This is a genomic window from Mycobacterium sp. (genome assembly GCF_025965855.1).
Classification (GTDB): Bacteria; Actinomycetota; Actinomycetes; order Mycobacteriales; family Mycobacteriaceae; genus Mycobacterium.
The window spans coordinates 1-20,164 of record NZ_JAOPWB010000253.1 but is presented as its reverse complement, the minus strand read 5'-3'; the positions used below and the strand labels follow the sequence as shown (position 1 = coordinate 20,164).

Genomic DNA, 20,164 nt, shown 5'->3' with positions numbered 1-20,164 from the left:
GTCGTCGACCACGGCTTCACCGGAGCGTTGAACACCAACCAACTCGACTACTCCGCGTTCCCCGCCTGACAAGCTCGGCGGCACGGTGCCGCTGACAGAGAGGACATCACGATGGACGACTTGACCTCGAAGGTCACCGTCGTCTTGGGAGCTTCCTCCAGAATCGGCTTCGCGGTGGCGAAAGCGTTTGCCGCCGAGGGAATGCGGGTGGTCCTGGCCGACGTCGACGTCGACCGCCTCAAAGGCGCCGTGGACGAACTCACCGCCTCCGGCGCCCGATTGCCTCGGCGAGGTCGTCGACGTCAGCGATCCCCTCGCCGTCGAGCGCCTCGCCGACCGGACGGTCGAGCACTTCGGCGGCGTGCACGAGATCTGCAACAACGCCGGCGTCTCGGCCATGGGCCGACAATGGGAACTGAGCCTCGACGACTGGAACTGGGTCCTCGACGTCTGCCTCGGCGGCGCTGTCAACGGCATCCGGTCCGTCGCGCCCCGCATGCTGGCCTCCGGCGAACAGGGCCACGTCATCAACACCGCATCGATGGGCGCCCTGCTCACCAGCCCATTCGTCGGACCGTATGCCACGGCGAAACACGCCGTCGTCGGACTATCCAAGGGCCTGCGCCTGAACTCGCCGACTCCGCGATCGGCGTGACCGTCGTCTGCCCCGGCATGGTCAACACACCCATCGTCGAACGCATGCGCGACCACATCCAGCAGACCGACCAACACCCCAACGACGACGTACTCGCCAAGCTGGACTACATGCAGGCCGGCTTACATACCGGAATGACACCCGAACCGGCCGCAGCCGCCATCCTCGCCGCCGTCAAGGCCAACCGCCTCTGGGTGCTGCCCAATGGGGCCGAACTCCTTCCCATGGTGCAGGCAGACTTCGACGAGATGCTCGCGAGCCCAAGCTGGCCGCGCGACGGGCGCGCGCCAGTCAGAACACAGGTGCACGAACGATCGAGGGGAATTCACCAATGGTCAAGCTGAACTTCCTCGACTTCCCGCGCTGCTCAGGTTCCTCACGGATGAATTGGAAGTCTTCTAGGCGTTTTGGCTGTAGCAAGCGCGTTGCCCGCGTGATGCCCGCTGCTATTCTTCAACGTTATTGCGAATAACGAAGCACGTGGGGGACGGCCGCGCGATCCAGATATCGACGATGCGGTGCATCGGGCTGTACGTAAGTTGTTGGCAGAGCAGGGCTATCAGGCGACGACCATTCCCGCGGTCGCCCGCGCAGCCGGTGTCGGTGCACCGACGATCAATCGCCGATGGGCTACCCAATCGGCTATGGTCGAGAGCGCGTTGTCCTACCGTCTCGACCCGCCGAGCATCGACCGGGCCGGCGACTTCGACACCTACCTAAAAAGCTTCGTGGCAGTAGTGGTCGGCTATTTCGCCGATCCAGCGACCCGAGCTGCCGTCCCGGGACTGCTCGTCGAGTACTACCGGCAGCCGCAGCGCTACACCTCACTGGTCGTCCGGGCCGAGGATCCCATCCGCGAGCTGTTCCGATCGGCACACGCCGACGCGGTTGCGGCTGGCACCGCCGCCGCCGAACCGAGCGCCGACTCCTTGTTCGACACCATCATCGGGATCGCGCTCTATCACGGGGTATGGCGCCACACCGCCGATGACCAGTTGACCAACGAAATTCTCCGTGTCGTTCGATCAGCCTCCCGGCCCACCGCAGCCCGTCGTCGACGCGCGTGATCGTCGCGATCTGACGCCCCCTGGGCGATACCGTCGAGGTCGACACAAATTCCAGTCGAGACGCTGACATCGCGTTGCCCTCTGGTGTCGCTCCGCCGATCACCCCACAGTAATCGCGCCAGAACAGTTCTTTAGTCTGCAATCCCATTCGAATTTCGGTAGGAATCCTGCGGCCTTCGCGTTAACCAGCTAGTTTGCCGGATCCCAACGATGATCCAACGATTTCAACCATTCTACCCTGTGCATGTTGGGCGTAATGAGCGAAATCTAGAGAGCTGAAAACTGCTGTGCTGCAACACACTATCGTTGGTCGCAGCACACATCGGCGCCAGATCGGGCGGCACTTTCCAATCCTGCCGGGGGCACCACTTCTAGCTGCGAAAACACCTCTTTCATCTTTGCCGCAGTGGGTATATCCGTCGCCTTGCGTGCCGAGGGTCGCCGAGTAGATCAGTATTCGCTTTCGCCGTCGTGCGTGATCGCCGGGCCGCGCACCGCCGCCGATAGCGACCGGCACGAAGGGTGAGCGCGTGCGGCGCGCCGGCGGGGGGTCAGGACGGTCGCCCGGCCGTTGGTTCAAAAAGTCTTTCGCAAAAAGTGTCTGTGTCAGCCCGGTCTGACGCTCCTACCTGTGAGCCCGGGCCACCCGGATCCGGACCTACGAAGGAAACGGAGCACAGCATGAACACCAACCACCGCCTCGACGTGATCACGCCTGCAGCGGCCAGACGGCGGGCCACTGGGCGTCCGGCGCTGGTCGAACACCTGCGCCGGGTGCGCGAGAACGCCGCGCTCTTCCTGAGCCTGGCACGCGAAGCCGGCATCGCCACCGGCGACAGCGCGTGCGCCCCCATGATCCGGTGCATCGTTGGCAGCTCGATCAATGCGCTGCAACTGTCGGACGCTCTGATGCGGCGCGGCATCAGCGCCGACCCGATCCTTTTTCCCGCTGTGCCGGAAGACCAAGCGCGGCTGCGATTCTTCGTCACCAGCTGCCACTCATCCGAACAGATCCGGTTCATGGTCCAAGCGCTGTCCGAGGAGATGCAGCTGCTGAACGCAGGCAGCCAGGCCCGGCTTTTCTGAAGCACTCCCCCAAAAGGCTTTCCGGACAGTGATTTCGGTAGGCCACGATAAGAAAGGCGACTGGCACCATGCGATTGTTCTGCTTTCATCATGCCGGTGGCGGAGGGTTGGCATTCAACGCCTGGAACAAGACGCTGAGACCGGCCGTCGAGGTGATTCCGGTCGAGGTCGCCAACCGGCAGCGCTTCACCACGCTGCGGCAGCTCGTCGACGAGGTGAACGATCAGCTGCGATCCACCCTTGACGAGCCGCATATGTTCTTCGGCCACAGTTTCGGCGCCCTGCTGGCATACCGGTTGGCGTGCGTGCGCGCGGCGCAGGGTCTTCCGTTGCCACGGGCGGTATTCCTGTCCGCATACGGCCCACCGCACCGTCCACCGCCACTTCAGGTCGTGGATCTGCTCGACGACCACCAGCTCGCGACGCTCCTGTCCGATCTGGGCGGGCTGCCTTCGCAACTAACGCGATGGCCCACTCTGCATGAGCGAGCGGTCACTGCCACTCGACACGACTTGCGGCTGTGTATGACAGACGAGGAAGACGACACAGCGGAACTGTCCTGCCCGATTCATGTGTTCGGCGGCAGCGAGGACCCGCTTGTGAGTGAATCCGACTTGCACGAATGGCGTTCGCGGACAACGGCGCATTTCTCCGTGCAGATTCTCCCGGGCGGCCACTTCTATCTTCGTGATCGGCAGCCGCTGTTTAAGACGCTTCGTCCCCTGATGTCGACGGTCGCGGCGGCATAACGGGTTGGCCGCCACACGGGTTTCGGCGAACTTCAAAATCTTTGCTAGTGATCACATCTCGTTAGCTGTGGTCGTTTCAATTGCGGCTGAGAACGAACGCCTCTATGCGGCGGTCGCCGGCCCGCACTTCGTACTTCCTCCAGCCGGGGTACATCTTGACCCCTTTCGCCCATATCTCGTCGCGCTCGCCGGGAGTGGCGAGTCGGGCGGTGGCTCGCCAGGTATCGCGCCCGATAGTCACCGTGGCTTCCGGATTGGCCTTGAGGTTGTGATACCACGCCGGGTGTTTTTCGCCGCCGAAGTTGGACGCGATGACGCCCACGCCGTCGGGGTGCGGGATGCCGTAGACGGCTACGGTGCGGGGGTCCCCGGACCTGGCGCCGGTGGTGGTGAGCATGACCGCGGGGATGCCGGTCGCGATCCCGGCGAAGCTGCTTCTGCCGCCGGTGACCTTGGTGACGAGTCGGTCCAGATGATGTGCGGTCCGCCTGAGAAACGCGCCGCCCACTTTCGTGGCCGCGAAGGTGCGCACCGTCCGATGAAATGCGTTGGCGTCGTCGTATGACCGGTCAGACATGGGGTCATTCTTGCCGGAACGGCATTTGGTGGCTAGTAGGGCTGCGCCTACCGAAGCTTGCCGCCGGCGCCTTGTCGTTGGATGATCGCGAGATCGCCCTTCTCGACCAGGAATTCATGGCAACGATGAGGAGGTCTGTATGAACCTGGCGCTGTGGATCATCGCGATCGTTCTGGCGGTCGCGTTCGTCGGGAGTGGGCTGTTGAAGCTAGTTCGCAGCAAAGATCAGCTGGTTGCCTCGGGCTTCGGCTGGGCGGAGGACTACAGCCCGTCGACAATCCGGCTCATCGGGGTCGCCGAGATCCTCGGCGCGATCGGGCTGGTCGTGCCGGCCGCAGTGCACGTTGCGCCAATCCTGGTGCCGCTGGCCGCGGTCGGGCTCGCGCTGGTGATGATCGGTGCGGGCGTCGTCCACGCTCGGCGCAAGGAGACACCGATGGTGGCGATGAACGCGGTGCTGCTGGTGCTCGCCGTCTTCGTCGCCTGGGGCCGCTTCGGGCCGTATCCGCTTACGTAGTCACACCGGCTTCGTGCTGTCGACCTGATCCTCGTTGTACCCGATAACGGGCGCCGAGTCGCCATAGACGTCGAGGGTGTGAATGAAGCGGTGCACCCCCATCACCCCGGCGCATGTGAATCCGAGTTCGATAATCTGTGCGGCCGTGAAGTACTCCCCCAGGCGCTTGTAGAACTCGTCGTCCATGGCGTGGTGGTCAGCAGAAAGCAGGTCGAGGAACTCGACCGCCATCTGCTCCTGCGGGGTGAGCGCGCCGTGGCCCGGTGCCAGCAGGCAGGCGACGTCGTCGTCGGTGATCGAGTCGTGCTTGCGCGACTGGCTGCAGGGTTCGCATTCGCCAAGTTGGGCGCTGCGGATGCGCAGTAACTCCAGGATCCGGCCACCGAGCAGCGTGCCGGCGCCGAGCTGGTTCCTGGCCATGTTGACCTGGTCGAGTTGCGCGCTGCGGTAGGCGAAGATCTGCAGGGGCACCGGCGTCGCGTAGAGACCGGCGGCGACGCCGGCCTCCACGATTTCGCGGGAATGGGAGCTGAGCTCTTCCATCGGGATTGGCGCAATACGCGGCATCGAATCAGGCTAACTTCTTTGTGCGTCAGCCAAAAGGAGAATTCGATGTCCAGACTCGCCGGAAAGGTCGCGATAGTCACCGGAGGTGCGGGCGGAATTGGTGCGGCAACGGCGCACGAATTGGCCCACGAAAGCGCCGCCGTCGCCGTCGTCGACATCGACGAGCCGAAGGCCGCCGGGGTCGCCGCCGAGATTGGGCGGACGGGGGCGCGGGCGATCGCGTTCGGCGGCGACCTCGCGCAGGAACAGACGGCGCGAGACGTGGTGCGCTCGACGGTGGCCGAGTTCGGCCGCGTCGACGTCCTGCACAACAACGCGGCGCTGACCGCCAGCGACTTCTTGTCGCGGGACACCACGGTGAGCGAGATGTCGCTGGATGTGTGGCAGCGGTCCTTGGAGGTCAACCTCGGAAGTCAGATGCTGATGTGTAAGTACGCGGTCCCCGAAATGCGAAAGAACGGCGGCGGTTCCATCGTCAACATGTCGTCGGGTGCGGCGCTGTCGGGTGACCGCACGCGCTTGGCCTACGGCGTGTCGAAGTCCGGGGTGCACGCCCTGACGATGTACGTCGCGACCAGCGAGGGGAAGGGCGGCGTGCGGGCCAACACCATCGTGCCGGGATTGATCCTCACCGAAGCCGTTCGCGCGCATCTGTCCGAGGACGTCATCGGCGGCCTCGGCCGCGCCACGTTGACGCCGTACCTCGGGCAACCGAAAGACGTCGCCGACCTCGTCGTTTTCCTTGCATCGGAGGCGTCCCGCTACATCACCGGACAAATGATTTCGATCGACGGCGGGATGTCCGCTCACGTCGCCCTGAACACCGGCGCTTAGTGTCGTGAGTCGTTAACTCGCAGACCGGCTCGCAAACACGGCGCCGCAGCAGCGGAAGCTTTCGCCGCGCCGAACGTGCACGTATTGCGAAAAACTGGTCGCAATTTCGCAGTGAGCGCACGTTGGGTGACACCACCGGAGTCGACCCCTAACCTGACCGCGAATTAACGACTGACGGCACTAGCCGCTCGTCGGTCCGAGCGCGTACGCACCGGTCTCCGGGTGGTGATACCAGCCGCTGGCGGCGTGGGTGCCGCCGTCGACGTGGATCGTTTGACCGGTGATGTAGCTGGACATGTCGGACGCGAGAAAGACTGCCGCGCCAGCCATTTCGTCGACATGACCCGCCCGACCCATCGGGACCGTGAAGCCGAATCGCTGCTCGGAGCCCGGCGGCGCTATTTGCCTGATGCCTTCGGTCAGGGTGAGGTCGGGCGCCAGCGCGTTGACCCGAATGCCATGCGGTGCGAGCTCGAGCGCGGCGGTCTTGGTGTAGTTGATGACACCGGCCTTGGCCGCCGCGTAGGTCGCGTAACCGGGTGCGGCGCGCACACCTTCGATCGACGTGACGCTGATGATGCTGCCCGGCAGTTTCTGCTCGACGAGGATGCGCGCCACCCGCTGGGTGCACAGATAAACGTGGCGCAGATTCGACTTGTACAGTGCGTCCCAACCGTTCTCGCTGGTGTCGAGGATCCCCGACCAGAAAACTCCGCCGGCATTGTTGACCAGGATCGTCACCGTCCCCAGTTCGGCGGAGGTCTGCGCCAGCGCGGCGTCCACCGCGGCGCCGTCCCGGACGTCGACGGTGAGACCCAGCGCACCGATCTCCTCGGCGGCCGACGCGCACGAGTCGGGGTTGCGTTCCCAGATCGCGACCCGCGCGCCGAAAGCCGTCAGCCCCGCCGCGATGCCGCGGCCGATGCCCGCGCCGCCGCCGGTGACCACCGCGACGCGGTCGGTCAGAAGAACGCTTGAGGGATCGAGTGTCATGAAGCCGAATATAGAATATTTGCACTTCAGGGTTTACGGTCTTCACTGAATATGTTCGATATGTAACGTCTCAGGAGGCCGTCATGGCCAGCACGATCTTCGTCACCGGAGCGACCGGGCAGACCGGCGGCAACGTTTGCCAGCAGTTGATCGAGCGGGGCGACGACGTCCGCGCGTTGGTGCGCGATCCCGACGACGCCACGGCGCTGGCCGCGATCGGCGTCGAACTGGTCAAAGGCGACATCAGAGACGCCGACGACGTGCTCCGCGCGGCGAAGGGCGCCGAGGCGGCCATTCACTGCGCGGCGCTGCTCGGTGGCGCGAGTCAGGACCTGGAAGACTTCAAGGCCGTCAACACGGTCGGCACCACGAACGTCCTTGATGCGGCCAAAGCCCACGGCATGCGACGGGTGGTTGCCTTGAGCACTGCCACGTTTCTCGACCTGAGCACCGGTGTCGACTTCGAAGAGGCGCCCGTGCTGAAGAACCCGCCGGGCGACCCCTACACCGTCACCAAGCTCGCCGCCTTTCTGGAAGCACACCGGCGCGCCGCCGCGGGCGACGACGTGTTGACGTGCCACCCGGGCGCGATCTTCGGTCCCGGCGTCGTCGTCGGGCGAGCCCTGCACCGCACCAGCTTCAACCGGGTGCTGCTGGCCGGCATGCGCGGAAAGATCAAGCGCTATCTGGCTTTTCCGGTGACGTGGGTGGCGGGGGCGGACGTCGCGAAGGGCTCGATCGCCGCGCTGGACAAGGGGGTCGCCGGCGAGCGCTACCTGTTGATCGGCCGGCCCGAAGACACGTTCAGCACCGCCGGCGGCATCAATCGCGCGTGTGAGGTCGCCGGAATCGACCATCGCGTCGAGGATCTCGACTACCGCACCGAGGCCGAGGCGTTGACCGCCGAATTCGGGCCCACCTTGATGGCGATCGCGGAGGCCGCGGCTAAGAGCGAGCGCAAGCCCAGAGCAACCGACAACCTGACGACCCGGCGCCTCGGCTATGAGCCCATGTCCTTCGTCGACGGGCTGCGGCTGCTGATCTCGTGGCTGCGCGAAGTCGGCAAACTGTAGGGCTTGGTGCCGTGTCGATCGCCGAATCGCGCACGTCCGGCTCAGATCATGGGGATCTGGCCGATCGGATCCTCGACGCCGCCCAGCGGCTCGTGTTCCGGACGGGCGCCCGGAAGATGTCGCTCTCGGACGTGGCGACCCTGGCCGGGGTTTCACGGCCCACCATCTACCGCTACTTTGCGTCCAAAGAAGAACTCATCGATGCGCTGGGAAAGCGCGAGCGCCGGCGCTTCAACGCCGCGATGGACAACGCGGTATCCGGAGTCGTCGGACTCGCGCGACTGGAGGCCGCCGTCGACGTCATCGCGACCTTCGTCGAGGCTCAACCGCCCGGGCGGCTGCTCGACCTCGAGCCGAGGTTCGCCCACGACCAGATGGCGCAAGCGTTGCCGATGCTCGCCGAAGGGTTGATGGTGATTTTGGGGCACTGCGCCCGCGAGGGCGCCCTCGCCACGGCGGTGGACCCTCGCGACCTTGCGGGCGCGATCGCGCGAACCGCGTTGAGCTATTACATATTTCCCGATGCCGACCGGGCCGCGGCCCGCCGGGAGATCCGGGCGGCGGCTGGTCTTTCCGCTCAGTCGAGCTGAAACTTCGTGGCGCCGAACGGTTCCGACGTTCCCAGGGCGAAGACCGTCGACGGCTTGACGCGATAGACGTACCACGGCGGAGGGCCGGCCGACGGTGCGCTGAACTCCGCCGTGACCGCGTCGCCCGCGACCTGGGCGGGCCATCCATCACGAACGTACGTCTGTGCGACAGCGGATAATTCGCCCGCATCGGTGACCCGTTCGGCGGCACCCTCGATGACGAGGTCGAACGGATCGGTCGCGACGCTGACCACACAACTGGGGTCGCGCGCCAAGTTCCGGGACTTCCGGGTCGCCGGGCCAGAGGTGAAGTACCAGCTGCCGTCGCACTGGACCACCCCGATCGCCATCACATGCGGACTGCCGTCGGGATTGATCGTCGTGAGCCACACCGTATGGCGTCGCGGACCACCGGTGTCCGGCGCCTGCGTCAGCCGGCCATCCAGCACTGCCTTGACGCGGCTCCATTCAATCGGAGGCACTCCATAACCGTCGAGATTGCGGCGTGTGATCGTCATATCGATATTGACCGGCGTCCGACGCAAAATTCATCGCTCGCGCAACAGGAACAGGCCATAGGCGGCGATCGACTGCGCGTCGACGATCACCCCGGTGCGGATCATCTGCTCGACCACTTCGCGCGAAAACCATGCGCTGCGCATGTCCTGCTCCTCGTGCTCGGGCTCCGCTGCGCCCTCGACGATCCCGGTGGCCAGGAACACCCACCCACGCTGACTCGTCATTCCGGGTGCGACGTCCACCAGGCCGAGCGCCTCGAGCGAGGTCGCGCGCAGTCCGGTTTCCTCGCGCAACTCACGCTCGGCCAATTCGTGAGGATCGGCCTCCGCTAGATCGGGAGCGCTGCCCTGTGGAAACTCCCAGCGCCGCGCACCCACGGGATACCGGAACTGCTCGACCAACCGGAAACGGTGCCCGTCGTAGGGCAACACCAGCGCGTACGTGTGCTTGTCGATCACGGAGTAGATGCCCGCGCTGCCGTCCGGGCGGCGGATGTCGTCCTCCCGAAGCACCAGCCACGGGTTGCGATAGATCTCGCGGGACGCGACGCATTCGATGAAGGGCACACCGCCAGTATCGCGGCCCGGGGTAGCGTCCGAGCCATGCCATCCCAGGAAGCCATCACCGAGACGGTCAAGCGCTACCTCGCGCTCGTCGCCGACGGCAAAGCCGACGATGTTCTGACCCTCTACGCCGCCGACGCCACCGTCGAGGATCCGATCGGATCGGACCCACGACGCGGCCATGACGCCATCCGCGCATTCTATGCGGGCTTCCAGGACGCGAAGAAACAGACCGAACTCGCCGAACTGCGGGTTGTCGGCACCGAGGCGGCGTTCTTCTGGCACCTCACGCTCGACGCGGGTGACGCCCGCACGCGGATCTCGCCCATCTCCACGATGGTGTTCGACGAGGACGCCAAGATCACGTCGATGCGGGCGTTTTGGTCGCCCTCCGAAGTCAAGGTCCTGTAATCAGGCCCGTACGCAAACCGCGATGGGCTCGTGCGATGCCACCGCGACCGCGATAATGCATCAATGACCCCTGCAGGCAGCGATCGGCCGCGCCGGCATGCGTAGCCACATCATCGTCAGCGGCGAGGACGCGCTGGCGACGACGATCGTCGAGGAGCTCAACAACACCGGTGTGCACGTCGTCAAGCTCACCAGCCCGACCGAGCTCGCCACCGCCGGGATCGCCCGCGCCCGCGCCGTGATCTGCGCCGGGGATGACGACGCAATAAATCTCGAAATCGCGCTGCTGGCAAGGAAAGCCAACCCCGGCGTGCGGGTGGTGGCGCGGCTGGCCAATGACGTGCTCCGGACGGCGATGGCCGCCGATAAGCGGCCTGGCGCGATTCTGGACGTCGCGGACCTCGCGGCGCCGTCGGTCGTCGAGGCGTGCCTGGCGCACACCGTGCACCCGTTCGAGGCGGCCGGCATCAAGTTCGTCGCCTCGGGCGCCGCGGCGCCGCGTGACGCGACGCTGCGCGAGATCTACGGCGACCTGGCGCCCGTCGCGGTGATTCACGGCGAGAACTGCGCCACCCCGGGCGAGGTGGAGCCGTGTCCGGGCCGGGATCTGCCGGTGCACGCCGGCGACTGGACCGCGATGATCGGCACCGCCGACGAGTTGGCCGCCCGTGGCATCAAGGTCCCGCGGCCGACCGCCAGGCGCTCACGGCCGCCCCGGCTGAGGCGAGCGCTCGATGCCGCGCGCACCCTGCGTGACGACGTCAACCCGATGCTTTTCCGCGCGATGGCCGCCGCGTTGACCGTGCTGATCGGGTCGACGGTCGTGCTGCGCTTCGCTTACCAGCCTCATCCGGGGATGAATTGGATCGACGCCCTGTATTTCAGCACCGAGACGATCGCGACGGTGGGTTACGGCGACTTCAGCTTCCTGCACCAGCCGACCTGGCTGCGCGTGTTCAGCATCATGTTGATGTTCGCCGGCGTGATAACCACCGCGGTTCTTGTCGCGTTCATCGCCGACCTGCTGCTGTCGCGCCGCTTCGCCCATTCGGCCGGCCGCCAAAGGGTGCGCCACCTGCACAATCACGTCATCGTCGTCGGGCTGGGCTCGTTCGGCAGCCGCGTCGTCGCCGACCTGGCCGGCGCCGGATACGAGGTGGCGGTCATCGAGCGGGACGAGAACAACCGCTTCCTGTCGGCGGCGGACGACCTGGACGTGCCGGTGATCTTTGGGGACGCGACGCTGCGCCAGACCCTGGCCTCGGCGCGGGTCGACCGGGCCCGGGCGGTGGCGGTGTTGACGCAGGACGACATGGTCAACATCGAGACCGGGATCGTGCTGCGCGAGATGCTGGGACCCCGGGTGATGCCGGAGGTGATCCGGCCCGACGTGCCGATCGTGCTGCGCATATTCGACCGCGCGCTCGGCGCCGCGGTGGCGCAGCGGTTCGGCTTCGAAAACGTTCGCTCGACCGTCGAATTGGCCGCGCCGTGGTTCATCGGCGCCGCCATGGGGCTGCAGGTGCTGGGGACATTCTGGGTGGGGCAGCGCGCGTTCATGGTTGGCGCCATGCATGTGGCGGCCGGCAGCGAACTCGACGGGCTGCAAATGTTCGAACTGTCCACCCAAACCCGGGTCATCGCGATCACCCGCCAGGACACACCCGTCGAACTGCACCCGCGACGCGACGCCTGGCTTCGCGGCGGCGACACTGTCTACCTGGTGGGCCCATATCGCGAGCTTTTGGCGACGCTGCGCAAGGGCCAGCCTCCGCAGCAACCTGCCGACGACGAGCGCGCGTCGGCCTAGTGGCGATCGCAAGCGCGGCGTAGCCGGGCGAAGCGGGTCGCCACCATCGGCCTAGTGGCGATCGCAAGCGCGGCGTAGCCGGGCGAAGCGGGTCGCCACCATCGGCCTAGAGCCGCCCCGCCACGTCGGCCGCGCGACACAGCTGGTCGATGTCCGAGCTCGTCGGGATGAGCTGCACCTCGTCGGCGCCGATTCCCTCGAACTTTCGCAGCACCGCCAGCAGCTGGTCTTCGCTGCCGGCCCAGCCGGTCATGGGCGCCATCGCGTCGACGTACCCGGCCGGTATCCAGTTCATGTAGCGCAGCAGATGGCGACGCACCTGAGCGCGACCCTGCTCGCGTGCGCCGAACGCGAACCAGAACGACGTCACCAGGTGCGGTTTGGGTCTGGCGGCCCGCGCCCACGCCTCCCGCGCCACGTCGAACAGCTCGTTTTGCCTGGCGACGTCGAGGTCCAACGTGGTGGCGGCCAGACCGTCGGCCCACGTCGCGGCGCTGCGGATGGTCTTGGGCCCGATGCTGCCGACGAACAGCGGCGGACCGCCGGGCTGAACCGGGGCCGGCCCGACCGGCAGCACGGACTCGGTGATCTTTTCGCCGGCCCACACCCGCTTCATCAGCGCCACGCGTTCGGCCATGCCGCGCATCGTCTGCGTCGCCGGGTCGGCGCCCACGGCGTGATAGTCCTCCTGCCTGCCGCCCACGCCGAGGCCCACCGTCAACCGGCCGCCACTGAGCACATCGCCGGTGGCCAGCCCCTTCGCCAACATGACGGGGTCGTGCAGCTGCGGCACGATCACCGTGGTCAGCAGCCGCACCCGGTTGGTCCACGCGGCCAGCGCGCCGAGGAGCGTCAGGTTGTCCGGGTTTTCGAATGCGATGCGCTCGCCCCAGCACAGCGACGAGAACGGGCCCTCGTCGATGGCGCGCGCCCAGTCCTCCAGCACCGTCGCATCCAGGTCCGGCTCCATCACCGGCATGGTCATCGCTATCCGCACGACGGCGATTCTGGCATGGGAGTCAACATTTGGTGCCGGGAGTGGCAGCATGGGCCGGGTGGGCTTCACCAGCACGTCCATCGCGCATGTCCGGTTGACCGTCACCGACATCGAGCGATCCCGGCAGTTCTACGAGAGCGTCTTCGGGTGGCCGGTGCTGCTGGAGGTGCCCGAGAACGCCGACGAAGCCATCCGCAACCAGTACGGCTTCCTGTTCGGCGGCGTCATCTACGACCTGGGCGGCACGCTGCTCGGCCTGCGGCCGGTGGCCACGGACTGCTTCAACGAGGATCGCGTCGGCCTCGACCACATCGCGTTCCGGCTCGGCAGCAGGGTCGAATTGGACGCCGCGGCCGCGCATCTCGACGACGTCGGCGTCCCGCACGAGCCCGTCAAAGACATTGGGCCGTCGTACATTCTGGAGTTTCGCGACCCGGACAACATCGCGCTGGAGCTGACGGCACCGAAGTAGGGGCGGATCTTCGCGCGAGCGTGCGCAGAATGTCAGGCTGTACGGCGTGTCGCCGTACAGGCACGCACGCTCGGCGGAAGGCGAGAATAGAACTATGACGATCAGTTTCAACCACACCATTGTCGCCTCCCACGACAAGCGGGAGTCCGCGGAATTCCTTGCGGAGCTGTTCAGCCTGCCCAGCCCGAAGCCGGTCGGCCACTTCATGGCCGTCGCGCTCGAGCACGACGTCAATCTCGATTACGCCGACGCGCCCGAGGGCGAGGAGATCCGGCGCCAGCACTACGCGTTTCTGGTTTCCGAGGACGACTTCGACGCCGTCTACGGCAAGATCGCATCGCGCGGTTTGCCGCATTGGGCGGACCCTCGGCAACAACGACCGGGCGAGATCAACCACAACCACGGCGGGCGCGGCGTCTACTTCTTGGATCCCTCAGGCCACGCCATGGAGATCCTGACCCGGCCCTACGGCTCGGGCAGCTGAGGCCGCTAGGTTTGCCGGGAAATCACTCGCCGACGTTCGTTTCGTTTACGTCATGCCGCACAACCCGCACTTTGCCGTGCGATAGGCAGGCGGCATATCCGTGGTATTTGCCATACAGCTCCCACGCGGTGACATCATCATCCGGAGGCACGTCGATCTGGTGACCGTCGGAGAACTCGAGATGGAGATCTCCGGTGTCAAACCAAACAAAACCTGTGCACTTTTGCCCGGAGAAATCGAAGAGCGGACGCTCCTGGTCGGCCGGGTCATTCGGGTCGATCGCGACCACCTCCGCGGGGGCAGTGGCAATGGCCGGCAGGGTCAGGCGCATCGGTACCGCGATGACAAGCTCGTTGTCATCGTCGAAATTCAGCACCAAACCATCGCGGAACATGATCCGCTGTACCGCACAGCCCTCAAGCCAACGCTCGGTCATTTTCTGTTCGGTCATGTATTCACTCCGTCCTAAATTCGCCAAGTAGGTGCACAAGCGCCGTAATCGCGTACCGCCCGGCAGAACGTCAGGTGATCAGGTTTCCCGCGCGGCTACGCGGTTAACCCCGCCAAGGGTCTGGATTTAATCGCCGCTGCGCGGTGAGCCGTGCCGCACGTGTTCCTGGTCGCGATAGTCGTCGGCGAGTTGTGCGACGTGCTTGGGCAGGGCGCCGCCCGCGACGTCGGCGACGGTCGTTTCTTCCAGCACCGAGCGCATGCTGGCGCGCAGCGCCCGCCAGACGTCGGCCAGCGGCGCGGTGGGCCCGGAATACGGCAGGTCACCGAGCCCGATGTCGCGCACGCTGGCCAGCGGGCCGTCGATGCAGCGCAGCACGTCGGCGATGCTGATCTCGTTTCCGGGCCGGGCCAATTCGTAGCCGCCTTCGCGGCCGCGATGGCTTCGCACCAGGCGATCGGTGCGCAGGTTGGTGAGGATGTCGACGAGAAATTGCGGCGGTATGCCCTGGGCCTGGGCCAAATCCTCGGTCGTGACCAGCGTGCCGCCGGCGACCGTGGCGAGCTGGACCATCGCCCGCACCGCGTACTCCGCCTTGGCCGACATCCGCATGTGAGGATTGTGCCACCCGCGCTGGGGACCGCTTAGGGGCGCAACTCCAGCAGGTCGATGACCCTCTGCGCCTGCTCCTCGACGCTGCGATCCGGCATGAGCCGCAGCTCCGGATTCTCCGGCTGCTGATACGGGCTGTCGATGCCGGTGAAGTTCGCGATCTCACCGGCGCGCACTTTGGCGTAGAGCCCCTTGGGATCACGCTTCTCGCATTCATCGAGTGGCGTGTCGCAGAACACCTCGAAAAAGTCGAGGCCCGCCTCGGCATGGACTTTGCGGGCCAACTCGCGGTGCTCGGCCAGCGGGCTGATCGCCGGCACCAGCACGACCTGGCCGCTGTCGGCCAGCAGCGCCGCCACGTGCGCCAGCCGGCGCAGGTTCTCGGCGCGATCGGCCATGTTGAAGCCCAGGTCGGCGTTCAGGCCGTGGCGCAGGTTGTCGCCGTCGAGAACGTAAGCGGGAACGCCGTTTTCGAGCAGCGTTTGCTCGACCAGCATGGCCACGGACGACTTTCCGGAACCCGACAGGCCGGTAAACCACACGGTCTTGCCCCGTATCCGGGCCCCGGCGGCGACGAGCGACTTGTGCCGCACGGTGTTCGGGCTCGCCGTCTGCACCGAGACGTCGCGCAATACCATGCCCGCCGCCACCGTGCCGTTGGTGTTCGGATCGATGAGGATGAACGAGCCGGTGCTGGAGTTGCGGGTGTACTCGTCGAGCAGCAGCGGAACCTGGGTGCGCAGCGAAATGCGGCCAAGTTCGTTGAGCTGCAATGCCGTTGCGGCCTTGTCGCGGTGCAGGGTGTTGACGTCGAGCCGGTACTCCAGCGCGGTGACGCGCGCGCGCGTGGTTCGGGTGGTGTGCTTGATCAGGTAGTCGCGGCCCGGCTCCAGCGCCGAATTGTCGGCCATCCAGCACACGGTCGCGTCGAAGTCCTGTGCGACCCTGGGCTGGTTGTGGGTGCGCGCGATCATGTCGCCGCGCGAGATGTCGACGTCATCCGCCAGGCTCAGCGAGACGGCCATCGGCGGAAACGCTTCTTCCACAGGGCCATTGGTGCCCTCGATCGCGGTGATCCGGGTGGTCTTGCCGATCGGCAGCACGACGACCTCGTCGCCGGGGCGCATCACCCCGCTGGCCACGGTCCCGGCGTAGCTGCGGTGGTCTCGATGCTCGTGGGTCTGCGGCCGGATGACGTATTGCACCGGGAAGCGCACGTCGACCAGATTGCGGTCACCCGCGATGTAGACCTCTTCGAGGTGCGACAGCAGCGCCGGGCCCTCGTACCACGGCGCGTTGTCCGATTTGGTCACCACGTTGTCGCCGTTCAGCGCGGAGATCGGGATGGTGGCCACGTCCTGCACATCCAGGCGGGCCGCGAAGGCGTGGAACTCGTCCCGAATCGACTCGAATCTCTCTTTGTCCCAGTCGATCAGGTCCATCTTGTTGACCGCGAGCACGATGTGCTGGATGCCGAGCAACGACGCCAGGAAGGCGTGCCGGCGGGACTGCTCGAGCAGGCCGTGGCGGGCGTCGACGAGCACGATCACCAGTTGAGCGGTCGACGCACCGGTCACCATGTTGCGGGTGTACTGGATGTGGCCAGGCGTGTCGGCGATGATGAATTTCCGCTTGGGAGTGGCGAAATACCGGTACGCGACATCGATCGTGATGCCCTGCTCCCGCTCGGCCCGCAGGCCGTCGGTCACCAGCGCCAGGTCGGTGTACCCGTGGCCGCGCTCCTTCGACGTCCGCTCCACCGACGCCCATTGGTCTTCCATCACGGCCTTGGAGTCGTAGAGCAGGCGCCCGATCAGGGTGGACTTGCCGTCGTCGACGGAGCCGGCGGTCGCCAGCCTCAATAACGTTGTCATCAGAAGTAGCCCTGTCGTTTGCGGTCTTCCATCCCGGCCTCCGAGATGCGGTCGTCGGCCCGGGTCGCCCCGCGCTCGGTCAACCGCGCCACCGCGGTCTCGGCAATGACCTCCGACACGGTGGCGGCCTCCGATTCCACACAGCCGGTGCAGGTGACGTCCCCGACTGTGCGGAAGCGCACCGTCGCCTCGAACACCGGCTCGTCGGCGCGCGGCTGCAGGTGCCGGTCTACTGCCAGCAGCATGCCGTCACGCTGAAAAACATTGCGCCGGTGTGCGAAATAGATCGACGGCAGCCTGACCTTCTCGGCGCCGATGTAGGACCAGATGTCGAACTCGGTCCAGTTGGACAGCGGGAAGACCCGGATGTGCTCGCCCTTGTGATGCCGACCGTTGTAGAGGTTCCACAGCTCGGGCCGCTGGGCCTTGGGGTCCCACTGGCCGAACTCGTCGCGGAAGCTGAACACCCGCTCCTTGGCGCGCGCCTTCTCCTCGTCGCGGCGCGCCCCGCCGAACGCGGCGTCGAACCTGTTCTCGCGGATGGCGCGCAGCAGCGTCACGGTCTGGATCGGGTTGCGCGACGGGATCGTCTCGACCACCCGTCCGGCGTCGATGTCCTCCTGCACCGACGCCACCACCAGCCGCACCCCGGACTCGGCCACCAGTTCGTCGCGGGCGGCGATCACCTCGTCGAAGTTGTGGCCGGTGTCGACGTGCATCACCGGGAACGGCAGCCGCCCGGGCCGGAACGCCTTGAGCGCCAGATGCAGCATGACGATGGAGTCCTTGCCACCCGAGAACAACAGCACTGGGCGCTCGAACTCCGCGGCTACCTCCCGAACGATGTGGATCGCCTCGGCCTCCAGCGAGCGCAGATGGCTCAACTCGTACTGGCCCGCGGCGGGGGCCGCCTTCACAACGCTCGTCATGGCCACCTCATTGCATTCTTGGTAAACCTGGTCGAATTGACCATCTTTATGGTCATTACCCTATATAGAACCAGCCGGCCCCGCGGGTGTCAATCGTTTGGCGCGGGTGACAAGCATGCGACGCATTGCGCCATGGAGGCGTGCATCCCTTTTGCTGTGACCGGCCGGTGCGAAAGCATGGACGTATGACAATTGGAACGCAGAGCGGTCGCGATGTCATCGCACAATTCCTCCTCCAATCGCCCTTCGTCGCGAAGCTGGGAATCGTCGCCGATCAGCTCGGCGAAGACGAGGTCAGGCTGCGGCTGCCCTGGGACCCCTCCAACGTCACCGTCGGCGACATGGTGCACGGCGGCGCGATCGCCACCCTGGCCGATCTGACCGTCATGGCGGCGGCGTGGTGCGGCGCGGACGCGCCACCGCAACTGCGCGGGGTGACGGTGTCGATGGCACTGGACTTCATGGCCCCGGCCCGGGCCACCGACGTGATCGGGGTGGGCCGGGTGCTGCGGCGCGGGCGGTCGCTGGTCAACTGCGAGGCCGAGATCGTCGACCCGGAGGGCACGCTGGTCGCCAAGGCGCTCGCCACGTACAAGGTCGGCTAGTTAGTAGGGCGAGCAGACGCAAAAGCCCCCAAATCCGGCACGGATTAGGGGCTTTTGCGTCTGCTCGCGCTAGGGGGTGACTTCCTCGAGCTTGCCGGTTCCGACGTCGAAGACGAAGCCGCGCAGCGACACATGCTTGGTCACGAATGGGCTGTTTTCGATCCGCCGCAGCGACTGCCGGACGTCTTCGGCGGCATCCGGGAATGCCTCGGCCGCCCACGGCGGTTTGACTCCCGTCTCCTCCTGGATGCCTCGCTTGAAGTCATCGTCGGTGAAGGTGAGCATCCCGCAGTCGCTGTGGTGGATCAGGATGATCTCCTGGGTCCCCAGGAGCCGTTGGCTGATTGCCAGGGAGCGGATGACGTCGTCGGTGACGACGCCGCCGGCGTTGCGGATGACGTGGGCCTCCCCCTCGTTGAGACCCAGCAGGCGATACACGTCAAGCCGGGCGTCCATGCACGCCACCACCGCGACGTGTTTGCTCGGAGGCATCGGCAGCGGGCCCTTGAAGGTGCTCACGTATTGGGCGTTATTGGCCAGGTAGTCATCGGTAACCGTCACGCGCGCCTCCTCGGGATATCGCGGCCTCAAAAGTAACAACGAGCCACCCGTAATTCACTCACGAGAATCAGCCGGATCACAAGGATGAGCCCGGCTGGTTAACCTGTCCCAATGCGGCACGGGCGGCTCGGTCGGGCATGATTCGCTTTCTGGCGCGCCGGTTGCTCAACTATGTCGTGCTGCTGGCGCTGGCATCGTTTCTGACCTACTGCCTGACCTCGGTGGCCTTCTCTCCGCTGGACAGCCTGTTACAGCGCAACCCACGCCCGCCGCAGGCCGTCATCGACGCCAAGGCTCACGCGCTGGGCTTGGACAAACCGATACCGATCCGCTACGCGCACTGGGCCTCGCACGTCCTCCGCGGCGACTTCGGCACCACCATCACCGGACAGCCCGTCGCCACCACGCTGTGGCGCCGCGTCGGAGTCAGCCTGCGGCTGCTGGTCATCGGCTCCGTGGTGGGCACCGTGCTAGGCATCGTCGCCGGGGCGTGGGGGGCGATCCGTCAGTACCGGCTCAGTGACCGCGTCGTCACGCTGCTGGCGCTGCTCGCGCTGAGCACTCCGTCGTTTGTCATCGCCAACCTGCTGATCCTCGGGGCGCTGCGGGTCAATTGGGCCGTCGGCATCCATCTCTTCGACTACACCGGGGAGACGTCACCGGGCGTGGGCGGCGGGTTCTGGGCGCAGTTGCTCGACCGGTTGCGGCACGTGATCCTGCCCACGCTCACCCTGGCGCTGATGGCTGCGGCGGGATACAGCCGGTATCAACGCAACGCGATGCTCGACGTCCTTGGGCAGGACTTCATTCGCACCGCCCGCGCCAAGGGACTCACCCGTCGGCGCGCGCTGTTCAAACACGGGCTGCGCACGGCGCTGATACCGCTGGCCACCCTGTTCGCATACGGGGTGGCCGGGCTGGTCACCGGGGCGGTGTTCGTCGAGAAGATCTTCGGCTGGCACGGTATGGGCGAATGGCTGGTGCAGGGCATTTCGACCCAGGACACCAACATCATCGCGGCCATCACCCTGTTCTCCGGCACGGTGGTGTTGCTGGCCGGCCTGCTGTCGGATGTCTTCTACGCGGCGCTCGATCCGAGGGTCCGGGTGTCATGACGCGCGCCGGCGCATCAGCCCGTACAGGTAGGCCCGCCCGATCAGCGTGCAGC

The 20,164-nt window shown here is 66.1% G+C and carries 25 protein-coding genes and 2 pseudogenes; 16 read left to right on the top strand and 11 right to left on the bottom strand.

From position 1 onward, the window contains the following. Positions 1 to 111 precede the first annotated feature (111 nt). The 6 genes and pseudogenes from JWP83_RS31325 to JWP83_RS21680 all read left to right on the top strand — a co-directional run. Positions 112 to 213, top strand: a pseudogene (locus tag JWP83_RS31325) (oxidoreductase); the annotation flags it as partial. Beyond that, positions 188 to 655: an SDR family NAD(P)-dependent oxidoreductase gene (locus tag JWP83_RS21705; RefSeq protein ID WP_297734537.1), complete on the top strand. Its 468-nt coding sequence runs from the start codon at positions 188 to 190 to the stop codon at positions 653 to 655. The pseudogene JWP83_RS31325 and the gene JWP83_RS21705, both read left to right, overlap by 26 nt. After that, positions 652 to 999 (top strand): hypothetical protein, encoded by a 348-nt coding sequence (locus JWP83_RS21700; RefSeq protein WP_297734534.1) that lies wholly within the window; start codon positions 652 to 654, stop codon positions 997 to 999. The genes JWP83_RS21705 and JWP83_RS21700 overlap by 4 nt, the downstream gene beginning before the upstream one ends. Before the next feature lie 117 nt (positions 1,000 to 1,116). After that, positions 1,117 to 1,722, top strand: coding sequence for a TetR family transcriptional regulator (locus JWP83_RS21690; RefSeq protein WP_367185661.1), 606 nt, complete (start codon positions 1,117 to 1,119; stop codon positions 1,720 to 1,722). A 681-nt stretch (positions 1,723 to 2,403) separates the two neighbouring features. Continuing rightward, a complete protein-coding gene (locus JWP83_RS21685) occupies positions 2,404 to 2,808 on the top strand; it encodes a hypothetical protein (protein ID WP_297734531.1) in 405 nt (134 codons plus the stop codon). A gap of 68 nt (positions 2,809 to 2,876) precedes the next feature. Continuing rightward, positions 2,877 to 3,557: an alpha/beta fold hydrolase gene (locus tag JWP83_RS21680; protein ID WP_297734528.1), complete on the top strand. Its 681-nt coding sequence runs from the start codon at positions 2,877 to 2,879 to the stop codon at positions 3,555 to 3,557. A gap of 76 nt (positions 3,558 to 3,633) precedes the next feature. On the opposite strand, the gene JWP83_RS21675 is transcribed toward JWP83_RS21680, so the two are convergent. Next, positions 3,634 to 4,134: a nitroreductase family deazaflavin-dependent oxidoreductase gene (locus JWP83_RS21675; RefSeq protein ID WP_297734525.1), complete on the bottom strand. Its 501-nt coding sequence runs from the start codon at positions 4,132 to 4,134 to the stop codon at positions 3,634 to 3,636. Positions 4,135 to 4,273: 139 nt separating this feature from the next. Here JWP83_RS21675 and JWP83_RS21670 point away from each other — a divergent pair, with 139 nt between their 5' ends. Beyond that, positions 4,274 to 4,651: a DoxX family protein gene (locus JWP83_RS21670; protein WP_297734522.1), complete on the top strand. Its 378-nt coding sequence runs from the start codon at positions 4,274 to 4,276 to the stop codon at positions 4,649 to 4,651. On the opposite strand, the gene JWP83_RS21665 is transcribed toward JWP83_RS21670, so the two are convergent. Further along, positions 4,652 to 5,218: a carboxymuconolactone decarboxylase family protein gene (locus JWP83_RS21665; RefSeq protein ID WP_297734521.1), complete on the bottom strand. Its 567-nt coding sequence runs from the start codon at positions 5,216 to 5,218 to the stop codon at positions 4,652 to 4,654. A 45-nt stretch (positions 5,219 to 5,263) separates the two neighbouring features. Between JWP83_RS21665 and JWP83_RS21660 the strand changes: the two genes are divergently transcribed. Continuing rightward, positions 5,264 to 6,052, top strand: a complete 789-nt coding sequence (locus tag JWP83_RS21660) for an SDR family NAD(P)-dependent oxidoreductase (RefSeq protein WP_297734514.1) — start codon at positions 5,264 to 5,266, stop codon at positions 6,050 to 6,052. A gap of 180 nt (positions 6,053 to 6,232) precedes the next feature. Here the strand turns inward: JWP83_RS21660 and JWP83_RS21655 are convergent, their stop codons facing one another. After that, positions 6,233 to 7,045 (bottom strand): SDR family oxidoreductase, encoded by an 813-nt coding sequence (locus JWP83_RS21655; protein WP_297734513.1) that lies wholly within the window; start codon positions 7,043 to 7,045, stop codon positions 6,233 to 6,235. An 83-nt stretch (positions 7,046 to 7,128) separates the two neighbouring features. Between JWP83_RS21655 and JWP83_RS21650 the strand changes: the two genes are divergently transcribed. Next, positions 7,129 to 8,118 (top strand): NAD-dependent epimerase/dehydratase family protein, encoded by a 990-nt coding sequence (locus JWP83_RS21650; RefSeq protein WP_297734510.1) that lies wholly within the window; start codon positions 7,129 to 7,131, stop codon positions 8,116 to 8,118. Positions 8,119 to 8,129: 11 nt separating this feature from the next. Next, the gene (locus tag JWP83_RS21645) at positions 8,130 to 8,708 is read left to right on the top strand and encodes a TetR/AcrR family transcriptional regulator (RefSeq protein ID WP_297734507.1); all 579 of its coding nucleotides are present in this window, start codon (positions 8,130 to 8,132) and stop codon (positions 8,706 to 8,708) included. On the opposite strand, the gene JWP83_RS21640 is transcribed toward JWP83_RS21645, so the two are convergent. After that, complete coding sequence (locus tag JWP83_RS21640) at positions 8,696 to 9,226, bottom strand: pyridoxamine 5'-phosphate oxidase family protein (protein WP_297734504.1); 531 nt, start codon at positions 9,224 to 9,226, stop codon at positions 8,696 to 8,698. The two genes, JWP83_RS21645 and JWP83_RS21640, sit on opposite strands and share 13 nt — an antisense overlap. A 30-nt stretch (positions 9,227 to 9,256) precedes the next feature. Beyond that, complete coding sequence (locus tag JWP83_RS21635; protein WP_297734499.1) at positions 9,257 to 9,793, bottom strand: NUDIX hydrolase; 537 nt, start codon at positions 9,791 to 9,793, stop codon at positions 9,257 to 9,259. A 36-nt stretch (positions 9,794 to 9,829) separates the two neighbouring features. Here JWP83_RS21635 and JWP83_RS21630 point away from each other — a divergent pair, with 36 nt between their 5' ends. Then, positions 9,830 to 10,201, top strand: a complete 372-nt coding sequence (locus JWP83_RS21630; RefSeq protein WP_297734497.1) for a nuclear transport factor 2 family protein — start codon at positions 9,830 to 9,832, stop codon at positions 10,199 to 10,201. A gap of 97 nt (positions 10,202 to 10,298) precedes the next feature. Continuing rightward, complete coding sequence (locus tag JWP83_RS21625; RefSeq protein WP_297734495.1) at positions 10,299 to 12,011, top strand: NAD-binding protein; 1,713 nt, start codon at positions 10,299 to 10,301, stop codon at positions 12,009 to 12,011. A 106-nt stretch (positions 12,012 to 12,117) separates the two neighbouring features. Here JWP83_RS21625 and JWP83_RS21620 read toward each other — a convergent pair whose 3' ends face one another. Further along, positions 12,118 to 12,996, bottom strand: coding sequence for an LLM class flavin-dependent oxidoreductase (locus JWP83_RS21620; RefSeq protein ID WP_297734542.1), 879 nt, complete (start codon positions 12,994 to 12,996; stop codon positions 12,118 to 12,120). Positions 12,997 to 13,066: 70 nt separating this feature from the next. Here JWP83_RS21620 and JWP83_RS21615 point away from each other — a divergent pair, with 70 nt between their 5' ends. Both JWP83_RS21615 and JWP83_RS21610 read left to right on the top strand, forming a co-directional pair. Beyond that, positions 13,067 to 13,480 carry a VOC family protein gene (locus JWP83_RS21615; protein WP_297734539.1) on the top strand — a complete coding sequence of 138 codons (414 nt, stop codon included), beginning with the start codon at positions 13,067 to 13,069 and terminating at the stop codon, positions 13,478 to 13,480. 94 nt (positions 13,481 to 13,574) lie between these two features. Further along, the gene (locus tag JWP83_RS21610) at positions 13,575 to 13,964 is read left to right on the top strand and encodes a VOC family protein (protein WP_297734493.1); all 390 of its coding nucleotides are present in this window, start codon (positions 13,575 to 13,577) and stop codon (positions 13,962 to 13,964) included. 22 nt (positions 13,965 to 13,986) lie between these two features. Here JWP83_RS21610 and JWP83_RS21605 read toward each other — a convergent pair whose 3' ends face one another. From JWP83_RS21605 to cysD, 4 genes and pseudogenes are all read right to left on the bottom strand, one after another. Next, positions 13,987 to 14,415, bottom strand: a complete 429-nt coding sequence (locus JWP83_RS21605; RefSeq protein ID WP_297734491.1) for a DUF6188 family protein — start codon at positions 14,413 to 14,415, stop codon at positions 13,987 to 13,989. 126 nt (positions 14,416 to 14,541) lie between these two features. Next, positions 14,542 to 15,027, bottom strand: coding sequence for an RrF2 family transcriptional regulator (locus JWP83_RS21600; protein ID WP_297734489.1), 486 nt, complete (start codon positions 15,025 to 15,027; stop codon positions 14,542 to 14,544). A gap of 32 nt (positions 15,028 to 15,059) precedes the next feature. Next, on the bottom strand, positions 15,060 to 16,901 hold the full coding sequence (cysC, locus tag JWP83_RS21595; protein ID WP_297734486.1) for an adenylyl-sulfate kinase: 1,842 nt from the start codon (positions 16,899 to 16,901) through the stop codon (positions 15,060 to 15,062). After that, positions 16,901 to 17,886, bottom strand: a pseudogene (gene cysD, locus JWP83_RS21590) (sulfate adenylyltransferase subunit CysD). The gene cysC and the pseudogene cysD overlap by 1 nt, the downstream one beginning before the upstream one ends. 129 nt (positions 17,887 to 18,015) lie before the next feature. Here cysD and JWP83_RS21585 point away from each other — a divergent pair. Next, positions 18,016 to 18,435 (top strand): PaaI family thioesterase, encoded by a 420-nt coding sequence (locus tag JWP83_RS21585; protein ID WP_297734478.1) that lies wholly within the window; start codon positions 18,016 to 18,018, stop codon positions 18,433 to 18,435. Between the two features lie 69 nt (positions 18,436 to 18,504). Here JWP83_RS21585 and JWP83_RS21580 read toward each other — a convergent pair whose 3' ends face one another. Then, positions 18,505 to 18,996: a carbonic anhydrase gene (locus tag JWP83_RS21580; protein WP_297734472.1), complete on the bottom strand. Its 492-nt coding sequence runs from the start codon at positions 18,994 to 18,996 to the stop codon at positions 18,505 to 18,507. A gap of 137 nt (positions 18,997 to 19,133) precedes the next feature. Between JWP83_RS21580 and JWP83_RS21575 the strand changes: the two genes are divergently transcribed. Beyond that, positions 19,134 to 20,111: an ABC transporter permease gene (locus JWP83_RS21575; RefSeq protein WP_297734470.1), complete on the top strand. Its 978-nt coding sequence runs from the start codon at positions 19,134 to 19,136 to the stop codon at positions 20,109 to 20,111. Positions 20,112 to 20,164: the final 53 nt, after the last annotated feature.